This window comes from Enterobacter sp. QK-SA4 (assembly GCF_056856775.1).
In genome coordinates this window covers 60162-78871 of sequence record NZ_JBXFXH010000006.1, presented here as the reverse complement: position 1 = coordinate 78871, position 18710 = coordinate 60162, and the positions used below count along the sequence as shown (strand labels likewise).

Sequence of the window (18710 nt, the reverse complement as noted above, 5' to 3'; positions counted from 1 at the left end):
CATGGCAGGCGTCATACCCGCAAAGGCGAAAGAGGTACGATTAACATAGTGAACGGAACACCAATTCACGAACGTTCCCGAAATATCGATAACAGACGCTCTCTGGGGCATTGGGAGGGCGATTTAGTCTCAGGTACAAAAAACTCTTATATAGCCACACTTGTAGACCGAAAATCACGTTATACGATCATCCTTAGACTCAGGGGCAAAGATTCTGTCTCAGTAAATCAGGCTCTTACCGACAAATTCCTGAGTTTACCGTCAGAACTCAGAAAATCACTGACATGGGACAGAGGAATGGAACTGGCCAGACATCTGGAATTTACTGTCAGCACCGGCGTTAAAGTTTACCTCTGCGATCCTCAGAGTCCTTGGCAGCGGGGAACAAATGAGAACACAAATGGGCTAATTCGGCAGTACTTTCCTAAAAAGACATGTCTTGCCCAATATACTCAACATGAACTAGATCTGGTTGCTGCTCAGCTAAACAACAGACCGAGAAAGACACTGAAGTTCAAAACACCGAAAGAGATAATTGAAAGGGGTGTTGCATTGACAGATTGAATCTACAGCGGCTTTTTTTAATATGTCCCGTTCGTCGGTAACCCGTTTCAGCTCTTTCTGGAGACGGCGGATCTCGGCCTGAGCATCTGACTGTTCTTTATTAGTGGAAGAATCCGGACCGTACTTCTTTATCCAGGCGTAAAGGCTGTGGGTGGTGATATCGAGACGTGTTGCAACGCTGGCAACAGAATAACCGCGATCAACAACCTGTTTGACTGCTTCAGTTTTAAACTCTTCGGGATAACGCTTACCGCTCATGGGCACCTCTCTTTAAGCCATCTTAAATGACTCTGAGGTGTCTGTTAAACCCATGGCGATTCAGTAGTCAATTCCTCACCATTCAAAACCATCCGCTGGATCTTCGTTAGCTTCAGAGCGTCTGCCACACCTTGTTAGTACGCAGTAATTCCTCTTCCTCGACGCATGCGCCTGCGTGCGCACGCTTTCTGCGGCGAGCGGATGATATTGACTGAAGCATGCAGCAGACTTTCAGTTGGATGCTGAACTGAAAACGGCTACATTTTGATCGGCTTTGCAATTTTTAAGGTGGTTTGCAATTTTAATGTTGCTTTGCGATTTTTATCAAGATTTAATAGATTAATGCAAAGATGATAACAAGGAACAGAGAATGGGACTGATGGAAACGCTTGACCAGTGCATTAATGCTGGTCATGAAATGACGAAAGCTATCGCGATTGCACAGTTTAACGATGATAGTCCGGAAGCTAGGAAAATTACCCGTCGCTGGCGTGTGGGTGAGGCCGCCGATCTGATTGGTGTTTCTTCTCAGGCAATCCGTGATGCCGAAAAAGCAGGACGCCTTCCACATCCTGATATGGAAATGCGTGGACGGGTGGAGCAGCGGGTGGGCTACACCATTGAACAAATCAATCATATGCGGGATGTATTTGGCACCCGTTTGCGCCGTCCTGATGACAGCGTTCCGCCCGTTATTGCGGTGGCAGCACATAAAGGGGGGGTTTATAAGACATCGGTATCTGTCCACCTGGCACAGGATCTGGCGCTGAAAGGGCTGAGGGTACTACTTGTCGAAGGGAATGATCCTCAGGGCACAGCCTCCATGTACCACGGTTGGGTTCCTGATTTGCATATCCATGCCGAAGACACACTGTTGCCTTTTTATCTCGGTGAGCGCGATGATGCAGCCTATGCCGTCAAATCCACCTGCTGGCCGGGTCTCGACATCATTCCGTCATGCTTGGCTCTGCACCGCATTGAAACAGAGCTCATGGGAAGGTTTGACGACGGAAAACTCCCGACAGAACCCCACATGATGCTTCGCCTGGCCATCGAAACGGTGGCTCATGATTATGATGTCATTGTTATCGACAGTGCACCGAACCTCGGTATTGGTACCATCAATGTTGTTTGTGCTGCGGATGTACTCATTGTGCCAACGCCAGCTGAGTTATTCGATTACACCTCTGCCCTTCAGTTTTTTGACATGCTGCGCGATCTGTTAAAAAACGTGGATCTGCAGGGTTTTGAGCCTGACGTCAGAATTCTTCTGACCAAGTACAGCAATAACAATGGCTCGCAGTCACCCTGGATGGAAGAACAGATCCGCGATGCCTGGGGAAGCATGGTACTGAAAAACGTTGTACGCGAGACCGACGAGGTCGGTAAAGGTCAGATCCGTATGAGAACAGTGTTTGAGCAGGCTATCGATCAACGCTCGTCTACAGGAGCCTGGCGAAATGCGCTGGCTATCTGGGAGCCTGTTTGTAATGAAATTTTTGATCGCCTGATTAAACCTCGCTGGGAGATCAGATAATGAAACGTGCTCCAGTTATTCCAAAACATACCATAAAAGATATTAGCCCCGAAACTGAGCCGTCAGCGGCACCCGCTGCACCGATGGTTGATTCATTAATCGCACGTGTAGGAGCCATGGCTCGTGGAAATGCCATACTGCTTCCAGTTTGCGGCCGGGAAGTGAAATTTATTCTGGAAGCCATCCCGGGCGAGAGTGTTGAAACGGCATCGAGAGTCTGGTCAGGTAATGAACGAGACCAGGAACTACTGACCGAAGACGCGCTTGATGATCTAATCCCCTCTTTCATCCTGAGTGGTCAGCAGACGCCTGCGTTCGGACGACGGGTAGAAGGTGTCATTGAGATTGCAGATGGTAGTCGCCGTCGTAAAGCCGCCATTCTGACATCATCGGATTATCGTGTTCTCGTCGGGGATCTCGATGACGAACAGATGATGGCTTTATCACGGCTGGGTAATGATTACCGCCCTGTCAGTGCTTATGAACGGGGCAACCGCTATGCAAAGCGGTTGGAAAATGATTTTAACGGCAATATCTCTGCTCTGGCTGAAGCTGAGAATATTTCCCGTAAAATCATCACGCGTTGCATCAACACGGCCCATTTGCCAAAATCAGTGGTTGCCCTGTTTACTCACCCTGGTGAACTTTCCGCCCGCTCTGGGGAGGCGCTGTATAAAGCATTTTCGGGAAAAGAAGCTTTATTGTTGCAACGGACACAACAGCTTCATGAGCAAAAGAAAGCGGGAGTTATCTTTGAATCCGAGGAAGTTATTGGTTTACTGACAGATGTTCTGAAAGAGCCATCAGGTAAAAAAGTTAACCTTAATACCCGTCATCAATTTGTACCTGGTGCGACAGCCCTATACAAAGGCGATAAGGTGATTTTTAATCTCGATAAATCTCGTTTACCTGCCGAATGTATCGAGAAGATAGAAAGCATACTGCGTGACTTACAAAAAGTTTAGCCTGTTTAATGTTACAAGCGAGCGTTATCATTAATTTCAAATATCCTTAATGCGTTACATGCTGCTTCGGAATATATACATCCGAAGCAGCTATTCTCTGCACTATAACACCAGTGGTGTTAAAAAGGTCTGTTTTCTTATCTCAACCTGATTGTTACCATAATCTAAGATCTAGTTTCTGCTACTTTTTCTTAACTAGTTCCACGGTTCACCCCTCAGCCTGCATATCAGAACTCAGACGGTAACCCATCCCGGAATACTGATTCCACACACCAGATTAACTGGGACCACGGTCCCACCTCCTACTTGCGTGGCAAAACTCACCCGCTAATCCCGCCCGGAATACGGATTCCACACACCAGATTAATGGGACCACGGTCCCACCTCCTACTTACGTGTCAGAACTCACCCGTTAATCCCGCCCGGAATACGGATTCCACACACCAGAATAACTGGGACCACGGTCCCACCTTCTACTTGCGTGGCAGAACTCACCCGTCAACCCCAACCGGGAATATCGATTCCACACGCCGGATTCACTGGAACTATGGTTCCACTCTGTTCAGCTGTTTTTATCACAATACCGATTTTAAGATTGTTACAGTGATTCCTGTATTCGGTGCGTAAGAAGATTATGTTCGTTTTGTTCCCTAGTGCTTCCTCGCTCACTCGCGGGCTTCGCCCTGTCGTTCGGCTGCGGCGAGCACTACTGATTCTCTCTGAAAGGGGAATTTAACTGAACCTAGCAATGGGGATATCTTTCCAACGGGTGGTGTAAGCAGGGGAGAGCATATCGCGTTTCATCTGCCAGGAAGGCGCAATCCCTCGGCTGGTAAACCAGACCTGTCCCAGACCGGAATGATTAATATCATCGAGAACCTTCATTAGCTCAGCGCGGTGAGGACGTGGCGAACGTTCGTCAAACAGCTGCAGCTGCGAAACGCCGGAGCCGGTGAAGTCATTCAGCATCACACCGGCTTTGGCATACCGGTGCCCGTCCTTCCAGATGCGCTCCAGAGCCGTTGTGGCGGCCGCAATGATGTCCCGGGTGTCCTGAGTGGGGGTAAGCAGTTTCTCAGTGGCCACGTTGCCGTAGTAAGGCTCTTTAACGGCGAACGGAGACGTTTTGATGAATACGGAAATATGCCGACAATACTGGCGCTCTTTACGCAGCTTTTCTGAGGCCCGCTCTGCGTACTGACAGACAGCCTGCCGCAGCGAATCGTACTCCGTGATTTTCTCTCCAAAACTGCGGCTGCAGACAATCTGCTGTTTCACTGGCGGGGCTTCCTCAAGCGACATGCAGCTTTCCCCGTTCAGTTCGCATACTGTTCGCTCGAGAACGACGGAGAAATTTTCCGGATGAAGGCCGGGTTCGCCTGGGCCAGATCGAGCGCGGTCCTGATGCCAAGGACATTGAGCTTGCGTGCAATACGGTTTCCCACGCCCCAGATCTCTTCGACCGGCTGCAGTGAAAGCAGTTTCCGCGTTCGCTGTGGATTCCCCCGGGTCAGGGCGAGCACACCACGAAACTGTTTCCACTCTTTAGAGGCCCACTGGGCTGATTTAGCGAGGGTTTTCGTCGGTCCGGCACCCACGTCGATGGTCAGACGGGTACAGTCATACACGTGCTGGCGCAGCTGCCGGCCGAAATCCTCCAGGTCCATGCAGTGCTCCACACCGGTCAAGTCAAGGAACATCTCGTCGATCGAATACTGTTCCACCCTGGGGGCCAGCTCCTCCAGGCAGTTCATCACGCGCGCCGACATCGAGGCATTTATGTGGAATAGAAAATCAATATAAATAATGCATGCTTTAAAAGATTACTATGAACTAAAAGCATACGTCCGAAATTGTTACCACATATCAAGATTCACAACTAATAATTTCGTATATTAATCCTCCAAGGCAGGTAGTCAGCTATCTGTTTGGCTTCCCTGATGCGATGGTAAAATGAAAAGACCACCGTTATGGGTTTAATAAAAAGATGCAGTCTTCTCCAGCTCAGCATGTTAGAAGGATTTTTCAATGGATGTTGAAATCAAATACTGCAATAACATAGATAACGCTTGCATTACACTCTCTGAAAATAAACTTAACATTAAGTTCGCTCCAAATGGCACGGGTAAAAGCACCATATCACGTGCCATTTTGCACAGTGTTTCTCGTGATGCCGCTGGTCTTAACAGTCTGCTACCTTTTAAGTTTCGAGCAGTGAATCCCGACGATTTTCAGCCCAGTGTAACGGGTACAGAGCAAATTCAGGATGTAATGTGCTTTGATGAAAAGTACGTGTCTCAGTTCACATTTCAGCCTGATGAACTGATTAGTAACAGCTTTGACATCTTTATCAAAACAGAAGCCTACAACCAAACGGAGCGAGAGATCGACTCGATGGTAATGGCAATCCGGCAGGAATTCAGTGGTAATGATGAGCTTGAGCTATTTATTACACATCTTCAGGAGCTTAGTGGTGCGTTCAAGCTGACAAGCAAGGGCTTATCTAAAGCCTCTACGGGGATGAAGGGGTTGGCAGGGGGTAACAAGCTTCAGCATATTCCCTCCGGGCTAGAGCCTTATCAGCCATTTATTCAGAGTCATCGTAATGTAGAGTGGATCGAGTGGCAGACCAAAGGGTATGAAAATTTCTGCTCACTCTCTGAGGGATGCTGTCCTTTCTGCACAGGTGATTCTCACGAAAAAGCAGAACAAATTAGCAAAGTAAGCGCTGAATATGACAAAGCAGTGATCAAAAATCTGGTTGGTATCATCACAGTACTTGATAAATTAGGCGAGTATTTTTCCGAAGCCGCACGCTCCCGTCTGAGGGAAATAACGACGTTACAGGGAGGATTGGAGAAGAAGCATGAAGACTACCTTGTTACCGTAAAGCAGCAGACAGAAAATCTTCTGGCCATGCTCTTAACATTAAAAACCCTGAACAGTTTTACTTTTAACGACGCCGGAAATATTCGTGCCTCTTTAGCCTCTTTTCGTTTGGATGTGAAGTATTTTTCCGAGCTGCAATCTGATAAAACTCTTGCAACAATTGGGAGACTGAACGCCTCGTTAGATAGCCTCATTTCCCAGGCTGGTTTGCTGCAGGGGCAAATCAACAAGCAGCGCGCTGGCATGCAGCGGCTCATTCAGAAACACAAGAAGGATATCAACACTTTTCTGGCATATGCGGGTTACCGCTATCAGGTAGATATATCTGGCGATGGAGAACAGTGCCGTCTTAAGCTTCGCCATGTCGACTATACCGACTATCTCAGTGGAGGTAGCCAACATTTGAGCTACGGCGAGCGTAATGCCTTTTCGATCGTTCTTTTTATGTACGAATGCCTGGCTCGTAAGCCCAACCTGATTATTCTCGATGATCCTATCTCTTCGTTTGATAAAAACAAAAAATTTGCCATCCTGGAAATGTTGTTCCGCCGTGACTCATCTGAGTGTTTGAAAAACCAGACGGTACTGATGCTTACACATGACGTTGAGCCAATCATCGATACTCTGAAGTCGGTGAAGAAGTTGTTTAGTAACCAGGTTACTGCATCCTATTTACGTTATAGCACTGGCACGATAACTGAATTACCTATCCGCGAAAGCGATATTCTGACGTTTGCCCAAATCTGCAAAGTGGTTCTCGAATCCGACTGTGATGACCTGATCAAGCTCATTTATCTTCGCAGGCATTATGAAATCATGGACAATCGAGGTGATGTTTATCAGGTACTTTCTAACTTATTTCACCGCCGAGAGGAACCAATCGACACACGCCTACCTCTGATTGAAGGAACAGGGTACCCGATGATGGACCCGGAGAGCTTCCTTAATGGATGCAGTTTAATCACTAAAAATATTTTTGGTTTTGATTACCCCCATATGCTGAGCTTGCTGAATGATCCTGACAAAATTCTGTCGTTATATCGAAGCTGCACGAATGGCTATGAAAAACTTCAGGTGTTCCGACTACTGGAACCTGAGGCCGATAACCGTGTCATTCGCAAGTTTGTGAATGAAACCTATCATATTGAAAACGAGTTTATCTGCCAACTAGACCCCACACGATTCGATCTTATCCCGGAATACGTTATTGTTGAATGTGACAGGCTGCTCCTTAATATCGGGGCGTCGAACGATGATGCTGAACTGGAAACGGCCTGAGCGTATGGTCTAGATGTAACTCTTCTTAGCAGTGAAGGTGAGTAGTAATACTCACCTACTTGGATCTCCAATTCAATTGAGCCTGCTGATAAGCACGCCTTTTTGGCGAGAAACAGAAGCCTCTAAAGTTGGGACATGCGAGACATGGCGCTTTTTATGCCGCCAGATAGTATCTTTCTGGCCCTGTAATGACAAAAAGCTGATTTTCGTTAACAATAACCCTGTTTAAATATCCAGATAAAAACATTTCCTCTGGGTCAAATGAGTGATACAGTTTCACCCATAAGACCCAATGGAGGCAATATGTCTGAATTTGAATTACTGGCGCAGGATCTGCTTGAGAAAGCAGAGGCGGAAGAACAACTGCGACAGGAAAATGATAAAAAGCTGCTCGGGCAGGTGCTGGAAATCTATGACCAGAAGTACGTGGCTGAACTGCTTAGAAAAGTTGGTAAAAATGAGTGGAGTCGCGAGACTCTTAATCGCTGGATTAATGGTAAGTGCTCACCTAAGTCGCTGACGTTAGCCGAAGAGGAACTTCTACGAAAAATGCTTCCGGAAGCGCCTGCTCATCACCCTGACTATGCCTTCCGGTTTATTGACCTGTTTGCTGGCATTGGAGGTATACGGAAGGGCTTCGAAACCATCGGTGGCCAGTGCGTTTTTACCAGTGAATGGAATAAAGAGGCTGTGCGCACATATAAAGCTAACTGGTTTAACGATGCTCAGGAACACACTTTCAATCTCGATATTCGGGAAGTCACGCTCAGTGATAAACCTGAAGTACCTGAAAACGATGCCTATGCTTACATTAATGAGCATGTGCCGGATCATGATGTACTTCTGGCAGGTTTCCCCTGTCAACCGTTCAGCCTTGCGGGTGTAAGCAAGAAAAACTCGCTCGGGCGCGCGCATGGTTTCGAATGTGAGGCTCAGGGAACGCTCTTCTTCGATGTGGCGCGTATTATCCGCGCAAAAAAACCTGCCATCTTTGTTCTTGAAAACGTTAAAAACCTGAAGAGCCATGACAAGGGTAAAACCTTTAAAGTCATCATGGATACCCTCGACGAACTGGGCTATGAAGTTGCGGATGCAGCTGAGATGGGCAAAAACGATCCTAAAGTTATCGACGGAAAGCACTTTTTACCTCAGCACCGAGAACGTATCGTTTTGGTCGGTTTCCGTCGTGATCTGAATATTCACCAGGGTTTTACCCTGCGCGATATTAGTCGTTTTTATCCGGAACAGCGTCCGTCATTTGGCGAACTGCTGGAACCCGTGGTTGACAGCAAATATATACTGACGCCGAAACTCTGGGAGTATCTCTATAACTACGCCAAAAAGCACGCAGCTAAGGGTAACGGATTCGGTTTTGGCCTCGTTAATCCTGAAAATAAAGAAAGCATTGCCCGTACGCTTTCTGCTCGCTATCACAAAGACGGGTCTGAAATTCTGATAGACCGTGGCTGGGATATGGTCACAGGTGAAACAGACTTCGCGAACGAAGAAAATCAGGCGCATCGGCCCCGCAGGCTGACTCCACGAGAGTGCGCGCGCCTTATGGGTTTTGAAAAAGTAGATGGCAGGCCTTTTCGCATTCCTGTGTCAGACACTCAGTCGTACAGGCAGTTCGGTAACTCCGTAGTGGTGCCCGTGTTTGAAGCCGTAGCCAAACTGCTTGAACCTTATATCCTGAAAGCGGTTTATGCCGATTCGTGCAAGGTTGAACGAATCTGAACGCTCCTCCCGGTATTTATGCCGGGAGATTATCTATGGAATATCTGCGTAAAGCCCTGTCAGCTCAGCAATAAACGCGCCTAGCGTCATTAGCTCAGCTCTCACCGCCTCCGGGTATTTTTTGTGCAGAGATGATGGCACGACCAGTCTGACACCCGACTCCCGCATCTCCCGATATTGAGCCAGAGAAACTCCCTCCTGGAGTGTAAACAGATGCACCTGATGAATTTTATCGGCCTCATTCAGTATCTGACGCCAGCGATCCTTACAGGTAGTCTTGACTGCCAGCATGCGCAGATTTTCTACGGGAAACTCAGTATCGTGGTAAGCCCCTGCGGAAGGGAAAAGGAAATCGGGCTTTTTATTACCTTCTGTGACGGCCTGCGTCGCAAAGTGTCGCAGGCCGTGCTCAATGAATAGATGCTCCAGGTGCAGTTCCAGCGACTTCCCGGCTCTGGATTTACGGCGATTGCTGACAGAATTGGCCAGCGCAATAAATTCATCCACAGAGCCAAATCCTTTTCGGATGATATCCAGAACATGCAGTTCCTCAACCAACAGAAATATGTCGTACTCCACGCGCCGGCGGTCAAGAAGTTGCTCATCCGGATCAAGGGAATTTTTCACATAATGGCTGGCTGCATACTGAATAATTTCACTTCCCGACGGAAAGCGCAGGTGCCAGTCTTCAGGTAGAATATATTTATGATTTACTGGCGCTTGCTGTAGAGATAGTCCGCCAAGAATCTGTCCTGCGGGGCCGGATATAAGCGCTCCGGGTATAACTTCACCAATAGCGGTCTCAATGACGTCCTCTTCATCAGTGCTGGCGCATACCCAAATATTTACTTCCTTACAGTCCCCCCCTTGCTCATCAAGCTTGAAAGCCAGGAGCGTCAGAGCCCCTGTATTTTCAGGATCCTGAAGTGGGCTGCCTCTACCCCAGCGGGTAATCCTTTTTTCATTCCGGGTTTTACCAAAATGACGGCTGTTATAATAAATTGCCCGGGCTTCGCTGTCTGGGCAATCATGCGATGACACATGTGCGGTGAGAAAAACCGAAGGGTTCAGTTCACGGGTATGGTTGATAGACGGAAACAGTTTTTCAACGATACCTGAAGGGATATAAAGCCCTACCTGGTGACCACCTGTTGCGCCGGTATCGTTGGCGGAAAGGCGTTTGATGTAGACGAAGTAATTCTCACATGCGATCTCAAGTAGCCAGTTGTGGAAAACCGACATAAGCATCCCCTGTTACCCTGAAACTCTACTCACCATTTTTTCATAATTATATACAAACAGCCAGAAAGGCTGTTACAGGCGATTTGATCTGCAACCTATTGGTTAATATGCTCTGATGTGCGCAATCTTCGTTTTTTGCTCATATTGGTTCATTTTATCCTCCGGATTTACCGGTTAATTTTGCAAGAGCCTGTTCTACTTTTTTAATATCCTGCTCTACAATGGCTTTCTCATCAGGCGTGAGCGGGACCTCTTCGAGATAACGCCTGATAGATGTTTTACTCTCCAGCATCAGTCCGCGCGCACTGTCTTTCAGCAGATTAAAATCGCAACCAATGCAGGCCATTCTGTGCGGGCAACTGCTCCAGAATGGATTCATGCAGAAGGACTCACCAAGGTCATAATAGGTCGCCGGATCAGTGGGCGAGACCGCTTCCGGATCGTGATCGACCAGTACGCTTATCATATGGGCTATCCGATCGGCCTTCACAAATGACGCTGCCAGCTGTGTAGGGCGGATGCGAATGTAATGCAGGGTTGACTGTGGTGATGAATGACCTGACCACTGCATCAGTTCATACAGCGACATGCCCTGTGGTACGCTGGCAAGCGCAGTCAGGGCTGAAACCCGTCCACGGTGGCTGGTTATGGCGCCTCCGCTGTCTTCAACCGGCAGCCCCGCTCTGGCGCAGAGGACTGGGATGACCGTCCGGTTAATCACATCGCTGCCTGCCGGCTTGCCGCGATACTGGAAGAGATAACGGACTTTTTCTCCGGTGCGATCATCATTCAGTTTTGCCTGATCCACGGGGCGGATGTTCAACCATATGTCTACATATTTTTTTACAATGACAGAGACGGGTTTAACAAATGCTTTCGATGTCTTTCCTGCCGGGACGTTTAGATAACATAGTGTTCCGGCAGGAACGACACTACCATCCTCCCTGATAATGTCTTCTGACTGAGGCGTGACGCATTCCGTAGTCAGGCGCAGGAGTTCATTCTGTCGTAAACCTGCATGGGTCCAGATAACAGCCATTGCCTGAAGCATGGAAAGGGGATAGTGAATTTCACTGAGCAGGTCTTCGTGGCGCAGGTTCAGACTGGCCCAGATGAGTTTGAGCCAGACGGGATCATCTATCACTCTCGGATTTACACCACGGCGAAAAAGTGGGGTATCTGCCGCTTAGCTCTGCCAGTTACGGTATACCAGGTCTGCTGATGCTCGCCGGCGCGCTTCTTATCTGGCAGGTCCGGGACTCACTGCGGCCAGCCCTGTTTGCTGTCTGGCTGTTGCTGGTCGCCCTGCTTAATGCCCGACATGGTGATGTGATGACGTTTTCCGGTGTACTGCTGACGTTGACTGTGCTGTTTTGCGTGCACGGGCTGGTACCGGCTCCCGGACGACGCCTGCAGGCCGGACGGTGGTTTGCACCAGCGTATGCCCTCCATCTGCTGTGTATTGGTTTTCTGGTCAGTGTTCTCTGACCTGTCTTTACTGTTGCTTTAATCAAACAAAAGGAATTCACATGAAAAATAAGCAAATCGCTTTATCAGCGGTTATCTCTGGTTGCCTGTCATTAAGCGGGCCGGTGTTTGCTGCGCCTGCAATTCTTCAACCAGTTCAGACAGTTATAGAACCAGACGGTTTTAAAAACGTTCCGGTACGCCAGATTCAGCAGGGAGAACAGGTAACGACCAACGTTCTGTTGCGTCAGATCCTGGCGGAGGTGATAAAGACAAATAGTCTGAAGGAAGATAAACGCTGTAGCGATGGTGAGAAGAACTATTCTCCGGGCTACATCATCAGCGTTGGCAATAAAACGCTGCGTTGTGATATTGCCAAGGATTACCCTCAATGGATCGAGGGGGACAAAGCTTGAGAGCGAAAAACCTTCTGTCTAATCCTGGTTTGTTCAACAAAACGGCCTGACGCCTCCGCAGGGCGTCGTTGTCCAACCCCGGCAATCGGGGAAAAGCGAGTTTCCCCCGATTCCGGCGTTTCTGAATACATCCAGCGAAGGAAATACCATGCAAACAATGCCTAAAAAACATATGTGCCGATGGCTTCTGCCCGGCCTGCTCGGTCTGGTTCTGTGCGCGCCAGTACCGAATACTTACGCAGCCACCGTTGAGGCAGGATTTTCTCCGGAAGGTACAGCTCTCCAGCTGGTTCTTAAGACAATTGAGACCGCGCAACAGGAAATCCGTCTGATGGGCTATTCCTTCACCTCTCCGGAGGTGGCTAGGGCACTTGTCAGGGCAAAACGTCGGGGCGTAGATGTGGGCGTGGTTCTGGACTGGAAAGCTAATACCGGAAAGAACAACAACGCCAGTAAAGCAGCCATGAACATTCTGGTTGGTGCTGGTATCCCGGTTCGTACAGTCAGTGCCTACAAAATTCTCCATGATAAAGTGATCGTCGTTGATGGCCGCAACACCCAGGTCGGCTCATTTAACTTCAGCCGGGCTGCAGACCGTTCGAATTCGGAGAACGTGCTTGTCGTCTGGGATGACCCAGTCTTAGCCCGCAGCTACCTGAACCACTGGACATCCCGCTGGGCGCAAGGAACGGACTGGAAACAGACGTACTGACATCCCAAGAAACGATCCTGAAACGTAAACCGTGCGCCAACACAGGTTACGTTCATAAAGTAAGTCGCTGATTTCAGGAATCTGTAGTATTCTCTGCAAACGATCCAAGTTTGATCCTTGAGGAGGCAGAGATGTCGCAGATCGATAATGCAGTAACTTCCTCATCGAAACGAGCTTACCGAAAGGGTACGCCTCTTAGTGTAAGTGAGAGGAAAATGCGTTCGGTATCCCGTAAAAGGGAGACTCATAAACCTGTAAATGTGTTCATCCAGAATTCTCACAAAGATAAACTGGACGCATTTTGTCAGGAGAATGGGTTAACTCAGGCAGAAGCGATAGAGCTGCTCATAAAACGAGAATTGTTAGGTGAGTAGTCACATTCCTTGATCGAACTGTCTTTGAATGCTAAATTCCTGTTCGTATAAAGAATTTTGATGGCTGGCCACGCCGTAAGGTGGCAGGGAACTGGTTCTGAGAGGTATCAACCTGGGACCAGAAAAGCAAAAACCCCGATAATCTTCATCTAGTTTGGCGACGAGGAGAAGATTACCGGGGCCTACTTAAACTGTATAGCCATCAATCAGGCTATGCAGGGAGTATAGTTTTATGCTCAGAAAAGTTCAATACTTGTTTCTGCGCCATTTACTCCTTCCGCGCATTGTAAGTGCAGGCGGGTTTGAATAGCGGAACATTTTCCGATGCTACCTATTTCGACTGGTCGGAATACGACTCAGTAAATCAGCGTGAAGTACGCGATTCTGCTGTTGTTTCTCCGAAGCGTACTCGCCGTCGTCGCGGAACACACTCGACGGTGTGTAAGTGTGCTGATCCTAAATATCTTCGACCTGCGAACTTTAGCGAGCTCCCGAAAGTACTTCGGGACGGGTATCATCGTGCCCAGAAACGCCGTTTCTCGTGGCATCCGTATTTCGTGCATATGCGCACAAATGCTGGCCGTGAGCGCGATTTCCGACAGGAACGCCAGCATCTCCTCGATGCACTGGCCGTTCTGCTGGTCAGCGGCTGCGACATTGCCACGTTTAACGTCGCCCTCAACAGTTCACAGATATGCAAGGCATTAAGTCCAAAAGATTCCCGGGGTGAGGTAATACCTGGTGAAGAGGTCACGCCTTCCCGCATTTGCCGCGCACTCGATCTGTTAGAAAATTACGGCCTTATCGAGCCGTACATGCGTCGCCTGGACCCGTACACAAAAACATACCTCCCGCGTCATGTCACGTTAACAGAGCAGTTTTTCAAGCTCCTCCAGGTCAATCTCGATCTGCTGTTCAAAGAGCGTGAAGAACGTCTGCGCGCGCTGGCTGAGGGGATTCTTGCCCCAGGCGAAGTGATGTCCGTAAAAGCGGCCCGACAGCGCTTCTTTGACGAGAAAGTGGCGCAGGCCCTGAAGGTTCGCCGCGAGCGAGCGATAGAACAGAAGCGCCTTTCCAGAATTGCGCGTTCTACCCGGCTCGATGACCGGCAGTTCCAGATTGCAGCCTGGCTGATCAACACGCGGCCGGAAGTCTCAGGCATGACTCCGGATGATTTCGAGTTGCTGGTCTATCATTACCTGCGTCAGATCAAGCTCAATTTTGACGCTGAGCCACCAGGCTAACTTAACTTTCACTCCACGTTTTTCCTCTACCGCCGCTGGCGGTTTTTGTGCTTCCCCGCGTTTAAAAACTGGCTGAAAAACCATCAATAAAACCTGCCGTTACGACACGCATAACCGGCTAAAAACCCCCTGGTGAAGCAAACTGGTCATGTCTCAGTAGTTATGCACAAATATCCGCAAATATAGAGGACTTTTTACCCGCAATGACTGGAAGTATTACCCGCAAGTTTTTCTTAATCTTCTGGAAGCCCTTGGCTCTTTCTCACCAACGAACGCTTACGCGCCTTTGCCCTTTTTAAACATTCAATTAAAAAACGGATCTTATTCAGCCCCGCTTTCCTGTGGAAAACGGGGATAATGTCCGCCGCTTGCAGCGGACTACGTCCGCGCCGGTTCGGAAACAACAAATGTACCTCCCGCCACTACGCGGCGGGCATCAGTCAGAAGCAAATAGTTACAACATCCAAAATATTTACGCAAAGACGTGAACCGTGCACACCTGAACCATCACAGCCCCTCCCCACCACTGAAAAGCGAAGCCGCCCCGGCCCAAAGGGCCGGAACAACATCGCTTTTAATGCTGGATGATGTAACTAAACATTTGAGTTGCTGCCAGTAACATCGCGGCAGGATCTCAATACAGCCCCCGGGCACCGGCTTTGCCGGCTCCACGGCTCCGGAAATCACGCCCTGTACGTCGCAAGCGCCGTACAGCCCGCTCACCGGAGTTAAAAGGGCTTAATGAAACGACATCATAGCTATAAGCGGGTCATGGCTTAGCAGGGCGAAGGGATGGATTGGTGGAACCTATCATCAACGTTACCGGCTGCGCCGGGCTACGGCGCCATTAACTCCGGGGTTTGAGAGCCAATGGAACGAAAACGTACGCTAAGAAGTTAATTCATTGTTTAAATTGAAATTTAGTTCTCTCAGTTCCCCCTTCAAAATATCCTCCGGTAGCGTAAACGTATAATGCCCCAGCATATTGATATGCCCGTGCATCAGTGGGGACAACCGGGCGATATCTTCAACCCCGATTTCTTCTCCATTACTGCGTATCCAGCTCAGGGCTTCCTGCATATAAAGTGTGTTCCACAGTACCACTGCGTTAGTGACCAGGCCCAGTGCCCCCAGCTGATCTTCCTGACCTTCACGATAGCGCTTTCTGATCTCACCGCGCTGCCCGTAGCAGATCGCCCTCGCCACAGCATGGCGGCCTTCCCCCCGGTTTAGCTGCGTCAGGATCCGCCGACGATAATCCTCATCATCAATATAATTAAGAAGGTACAGCGTCTTGTTGACGCGCCCCACTTCCATGATCGCCTGTGCCAGCCCTGATGGGCGCGAGCTTTTCAGCAAAGAGCGAATGAGTTCTGAAGCATGAATGGTGCCCAGTTTCAGCGAACCGGCGGTTCGCATCATCTCATCCCACTGATCCTCGGCTTTCGACAGATCGGCACAACCACGTGCCAGTTCGTCCAGTGCACCGTAATTTGCCGATTTATCCACTCGCCAGAATACCGCTTCACCGGCATCGGCAAGCCGGGGGGAAAACTGGTATCCCAGCAGCCAGAAGAGGCCAAAAATAATGTCGCTGGTACCGGCTGTGTCTGTCATGATCTCAACCGGATTCAGCCCTGTCTGCTGCTCCAGAAGGCCTTCCAGCACAAAAATGGAATCTCGTAATGTGCCGGGGACAACGATGCCGTGGAATCCAGAGTACTGATCAGAGACGAAGTTGTACCAGGTGATGCCACGTCCGGAACCAAAATATTTTCTGTTAGGTCCTGAATTGACGGTTTTCACCGGCGTGACAAAGCGCATGCCATCAGCTGAAGCCACTTCGCCACCACCCCAGCGGCCAGCAAGCTCCAGTGTGGACTGAAAATCAACCAGGCGGGCATTGGCGCTGACCAGCGTTTCTGCCCGGAGGTAATTCTGTTTTACCCAGCTAAGCCGGTGGCGCGTCAGCGCCGGTATATTGTGCTTTATCAGCGGTTCCAGCCCGATATTGCAGGCCTCTGCCATCAGGACCGCGCACAGGCTGATGTGCAGATCCTGTGCCCGGGCCCCGGATTCACTGACATGCGTAAACTCACGTGTAAATCCCGTTCTGGCATCTATTTCAAGCAACAGTTCCGTCAAATCTACTGGCGGGAGTAGCAGCCTTACCCGACTGTTGAGACGATGCAACGATGTTGGCTCCTCCAGTTTCTCCAGGCTGCTGATAGTCAGGGAAGGATGTTTACCGTCATGGCAAATATGAACCTCCGCATTTCCTTCAAAGCGGGATGCGACGGTTTTCCAGGTTTCATCTAGCTGGACCGCCAACTGTTGCACGCCTTTATGTCCATCAGTGGGATGTCCCAGCGCCCGGCAAACGGGGACCCGCTGAGCCTGCCATTCTTCCCCCTGCAACAGCTTCTCGCGGGGATTTCCCCAGCGATCGCTGTTTTCGAGCCAGATGTCCCTTCGACGTAGTGCATCCTGAAGGCGCTCCAGCAGACAAAGCGAGTAACCGGCACGCTGTATCCGGCCCTCCGCATCGTATACCAGACGTTTCCAGGGGCCGGTAATAATATGTTCAGGCGCATTGTCCAGGATGCGCTTTTTCGAGCAGTTCAGTTCGGTCAGATAATGAATGGCGGACAACGTATGTTCTCCGGCTGGCGCTGCCTGGAAATGCAGGTCGCGCAATACCGCCGGAAGAAAGCGCTTTACCCGCCCGTACTGCTCCACCATTTCGTCATGGAAATTGTTGTTCTGAGGCCGGGCCAGCTCATTTACCTTGCAGACGGATTCTGCCAGCCTGCTTTTCGGTATGCTGTTGAATATGGTCTCCCTCAGTTCAGCATCGTCAGCCTGTTCATCCAGCAACAATGAACATGCCCGCGCCAATATTAGCGCAGCACGATCAAGATCTTTAAGCGTCCTGAGCCGTTTTTTCTGCCCCGTTTTCTTCGCCGCACGAGTGATATCCAGTATCAGCATATCGAGCACATCAACGGCCTCATCCAGCGCCGCAGTCTCCTGCGCTTTAACGAATGCTGTGAGTACGGCCAGTTTTCTCTGCTGTGGCATTCGCGCGATATATTTTACCGACGCCATGCCTGCGTAACGGGCCAAATTACGCAGTTGTATAGCAGGCAGACCGGTAAAATTCAGTCGGGAAAATTCCAGGTTTCGCAGCCGGATATACCGCTCCAGCGCTTCGGTAAATGCCGGGCCGCTGACGGTGACCGGTCCCTTTTTCAGTTGCTCCAGCGGTGAAGTACGCTGCCCCTCAGGAATGTCCAGAAGCTCCGTCACGCGGGCGGTCTGCCAGCTGTCCGGCAACGCGGCCAGTTTCTTCCACAGCCGCTGATTTGCCCGTTCGCGTATTTCACTGACGAGACGTACAAGTGTGGTTGCTCCGGGCAGCAGGACCTTATTCTGAAGCAGCCACGCGGTGGCAAAATCAAACATAAGGCCGGGTCGCTCATTACTGAGCCATGCGCGGGTGTACAGCAGGCGCTTCAGGCGGAAAGACCAGGGGAAATCGCCAAATTCATGGTAACCGTAATATTCCTTAATCAGCGCAGTATGCTCTCTGAGGGTGGTAACCCGTTCTGCGTAGCGGGTAAGGACTTCTGGACGGCGAATATTAAGCTGCACCGCGACAAATTGCTGAACACCTGGCAGAACCCGGGTTAAGTCTGTCAGAAAGGTGCCCAGAAAACGGGCGGTGGTGAGCTGAAGCGCAATTCCCAGCCGGTTATGCCTTCCCCGCCGCTGGTTAATGAAGGCAAGATCCCGCTCATCAAGATGAAAATAGCGCGCCAGCTGCACGTCATTGGGTTCTGCAACATAGCGACCATAATTCAGTTCCTGCTCAGTGGTCAGAAAATCGACGGGCATACCGGCCTCCCTGCCTGATGGTCATGAATTAACAATTTCGCAACCGTCCGAAATATTATAAATTCTCGGACACACTAAAATGGTGTTGTCTAGGTGTCTATTAAATCGATTTTTTGTTATAACAGACACC

At 49.7% G+C, this 18710-nt stretch carries 11 protein-coding genes and 5 pseudogenes; 11 read left to right on the top strand and 5 right to left on the bottom strand.

Going from position 1 to position 18710, the window contains the following annotated elements; translation table 11 throughout:
- Nucleotides 1-564: pseudogene (locus AC1VYI_RS01510) on the top strand (IS30-like element IS30 family transposase); the annotation flags it as partial.
- A 9-nt stretch (nucleotides 565-573) separates the two neighbouring features.
- On the opposite strand, the pseudogene AC1VYI_RS01505 reads toward AC1VYI_RS01510, so the two are convergent.
- Nucleotides 574-822: pseudogene (locus AC1VYI_RS01505) on the bottom strand (transposase); the annotation flags it as partial.
- Between the two features lie 370 nt (nucleotides 823-1192).
- Here AC1VYI_RS01505 and sopA point away from each other — a divergent pair.
- Together sopA and AC1VYI_RS01495 are read left to right on the top strand one after the other, a co-directional pair.
- A complete protein-coding gene (sopA, locus tag AC1VYI_RS01500) occupies nucleotides 1193-2359 on the top strand; it encodes a plasmid-partitioning protein SopA (protein WP_022652317.1) in 1167 nt (388 codons plus the stop codon).
- Nucleotides 2359-3324 carry a ParB/RepB/Spo0J family plasmid partition protein gene (locus tag AC1VYI_RS01495; RefSeq protein ID WP_181221966.1) on the top strand — a complete coding sequence of 322 codons (966 nt, stop codon included), beginning with the start codon at nucleotides 2359-2361 and terminating at the stop codon, nucleotides 3322-3324. Before sopA ends, AC1VYI_RS01495 begins: the two co-directional genes overlap by 1 nt.
- A 732-nt stretch (nucleotides 3325-4056) precedes the next feature.
- On the opposite strand, the pseudogene umuC reads toward AC1VYI_RS01495, so the two are convergent.
- Nucleotides 4057-5111: pseudogene (gene umuC / locus AC1VYI_RS01490) on the bottom strand (translesion error-prone DNA polymerase V subunit UmuC); the annotation flags it as partial.
- A 241-nt stretch (nucleotides 5112-5352) separates the two neighbouring features.
- Between umuC and AC1VYI_RS01485 the strand changes: the two are divergent.
- Complete coding sequence (locus AC1VYI_RS01485) at nucleotides 5353-7491, top strand: hypothetical protein (RefSeq protein ID WP_022652236.1); 2139 nt, start codon at nucleotides 5353-5355, stop codon at nucleotides 7489-7491.
- A gap of 303 nt (nucleotides 7492-7794) precedes the next feature.
- The gene (locus AC1VYI_RS01480; RefSeq protein WP_022652237.1) at nucleotides 7795-9228 is read left to right on the top strand and encodes a DNA cytosine methyltransferase; all 1434 of its coding nucleotides are present in this window, start codon (nucleotides 7795-7797) and stop codon (nucleotides 9226-9228) included.
- Nucleotides 9229-9261: 33 nt separating this feature from the next.
- Here the strand turns inward: AC1VYI_RS01480 and AC1VYI_RS01475 are convergent, their stop codons facing one another.
- Both AC1VYI_RS01475 and AC1VYI_RS01470 read right to left on the bottom strand, forming a co-directional pair.
- Entirely contained in the window at nucleotides 9262-10470 is a 1209-nt protein-coding gene (locus AC1VYI_RS01475) for a type II restriction endonuclease (RefSeq protein WP_032430834.1), read from the bottom strand.
- Between the two features lie 154 nt (nucleotides 10471-10624).
- A pseudogene (locus AC1VYI_RS01470) lies at nucleotides 10625-11650 on the bottom strand (tyrosine-type recombinase/integrase); the annotation flags it as partial.
- On the opposite strand from AC1VYI_RS01470, the pseudogene AC1VYI_RS01465 reads away from it, so the two are divergent.
- The 6 genes and pseudogenes from AC1VYI_RS01465 to repA form a co-directional block, all read left to right on the top strand.
- Nucleotides 11641-11958: pseudogene (locus tag AC1VYI_RS01465) on the top strand (TraX family protein); the annotation flags it as partial. The pseudogenes AC1VYI_RS01470 and AC1VYI_RS01465 overlap by 10 nt on opposite strands.
- Before the next feature lie 41 nt (nucleotides 11959-11999).
- Nucleotides 12000-12353 carry a hypothetical protein gene (locus AC1VYI_RS01460; RefSeq protein WP_047715670.1) on the top strand — a complete coding sequence of 118 codons (354 nt, stop codon included), beginning with the start codon at nucleotides 12000-12002 and terminating at the stop codon, nucleotides 12351-12353.
- Nucleotides 12354-12501: 148 nt separating this feature from the next.
- Entirely contained in the window at nucleotides 12502-13065 is a 564-nt protein-coding gene (locus tag AC1VYI_RS01455) for a phospholipase D family nuclease (protein WP_047715669.1), read from the top strand.
- Between the two features lie 131 nt (nucleotides 13066-13196).
- On the top strand, nucleotides 13197-13439 hold the full coding sequence (locus AC1VYI_RS01450; RefSeq protein ID WP_000078032.1) for a replication regulatory protein RepA: 243 nt from the start codon (nucleotides 13197-13199) through the stop codon (nucleotides 13437-13439).
- A gap of 232 nt (nucleotides 13440-13671) precedes the next feature.
- The gene (gene tap, locus AC1VYI_RS01445) at nucleotides 13672-13749 is read left to right on the top strand and encodes a RepA leader peptide Tap (RefSeq protein ID WP_071846009.1); all 78 of its coding nucleotides are present in this window, start codon (nucleotides 13672-13674) and stop codon (nucleotides 13747-13749) included.
- Nucleotides 13730-14683 (top strand): plasmid replication initiator RepA, encoded by a 954-nt coding sequence (gene repA, locus AC1VYI_RS01440; protein ID WP_482876310.1) that lies wholly within the window; start codon nucleotides 13730-13732, stop codon nucleotides 14681-14683. The genes tap and repA overlap by 20 nt, the downstream gene beginning before the upstream one ends.
- Nucleotides 14684-15571: 888 nt before the next feature.
- Here the strand turns inward: repA and AC1VYI_RS01435 are convergent.
- Nucleotides 15572-18580: a Tn3 family transposase gene (locus AC1VYI_RS01435; RefSeq protein ID WP_012817690.1), complete on the bottom strand. Its 3009-nt coding sequence runs from the start codon at nucleotides 18578-18580 to the stop codon at nucleotides 15572-15574.
- Nucleotides 18581-18710: the final 130 nt, after the last annotated feature.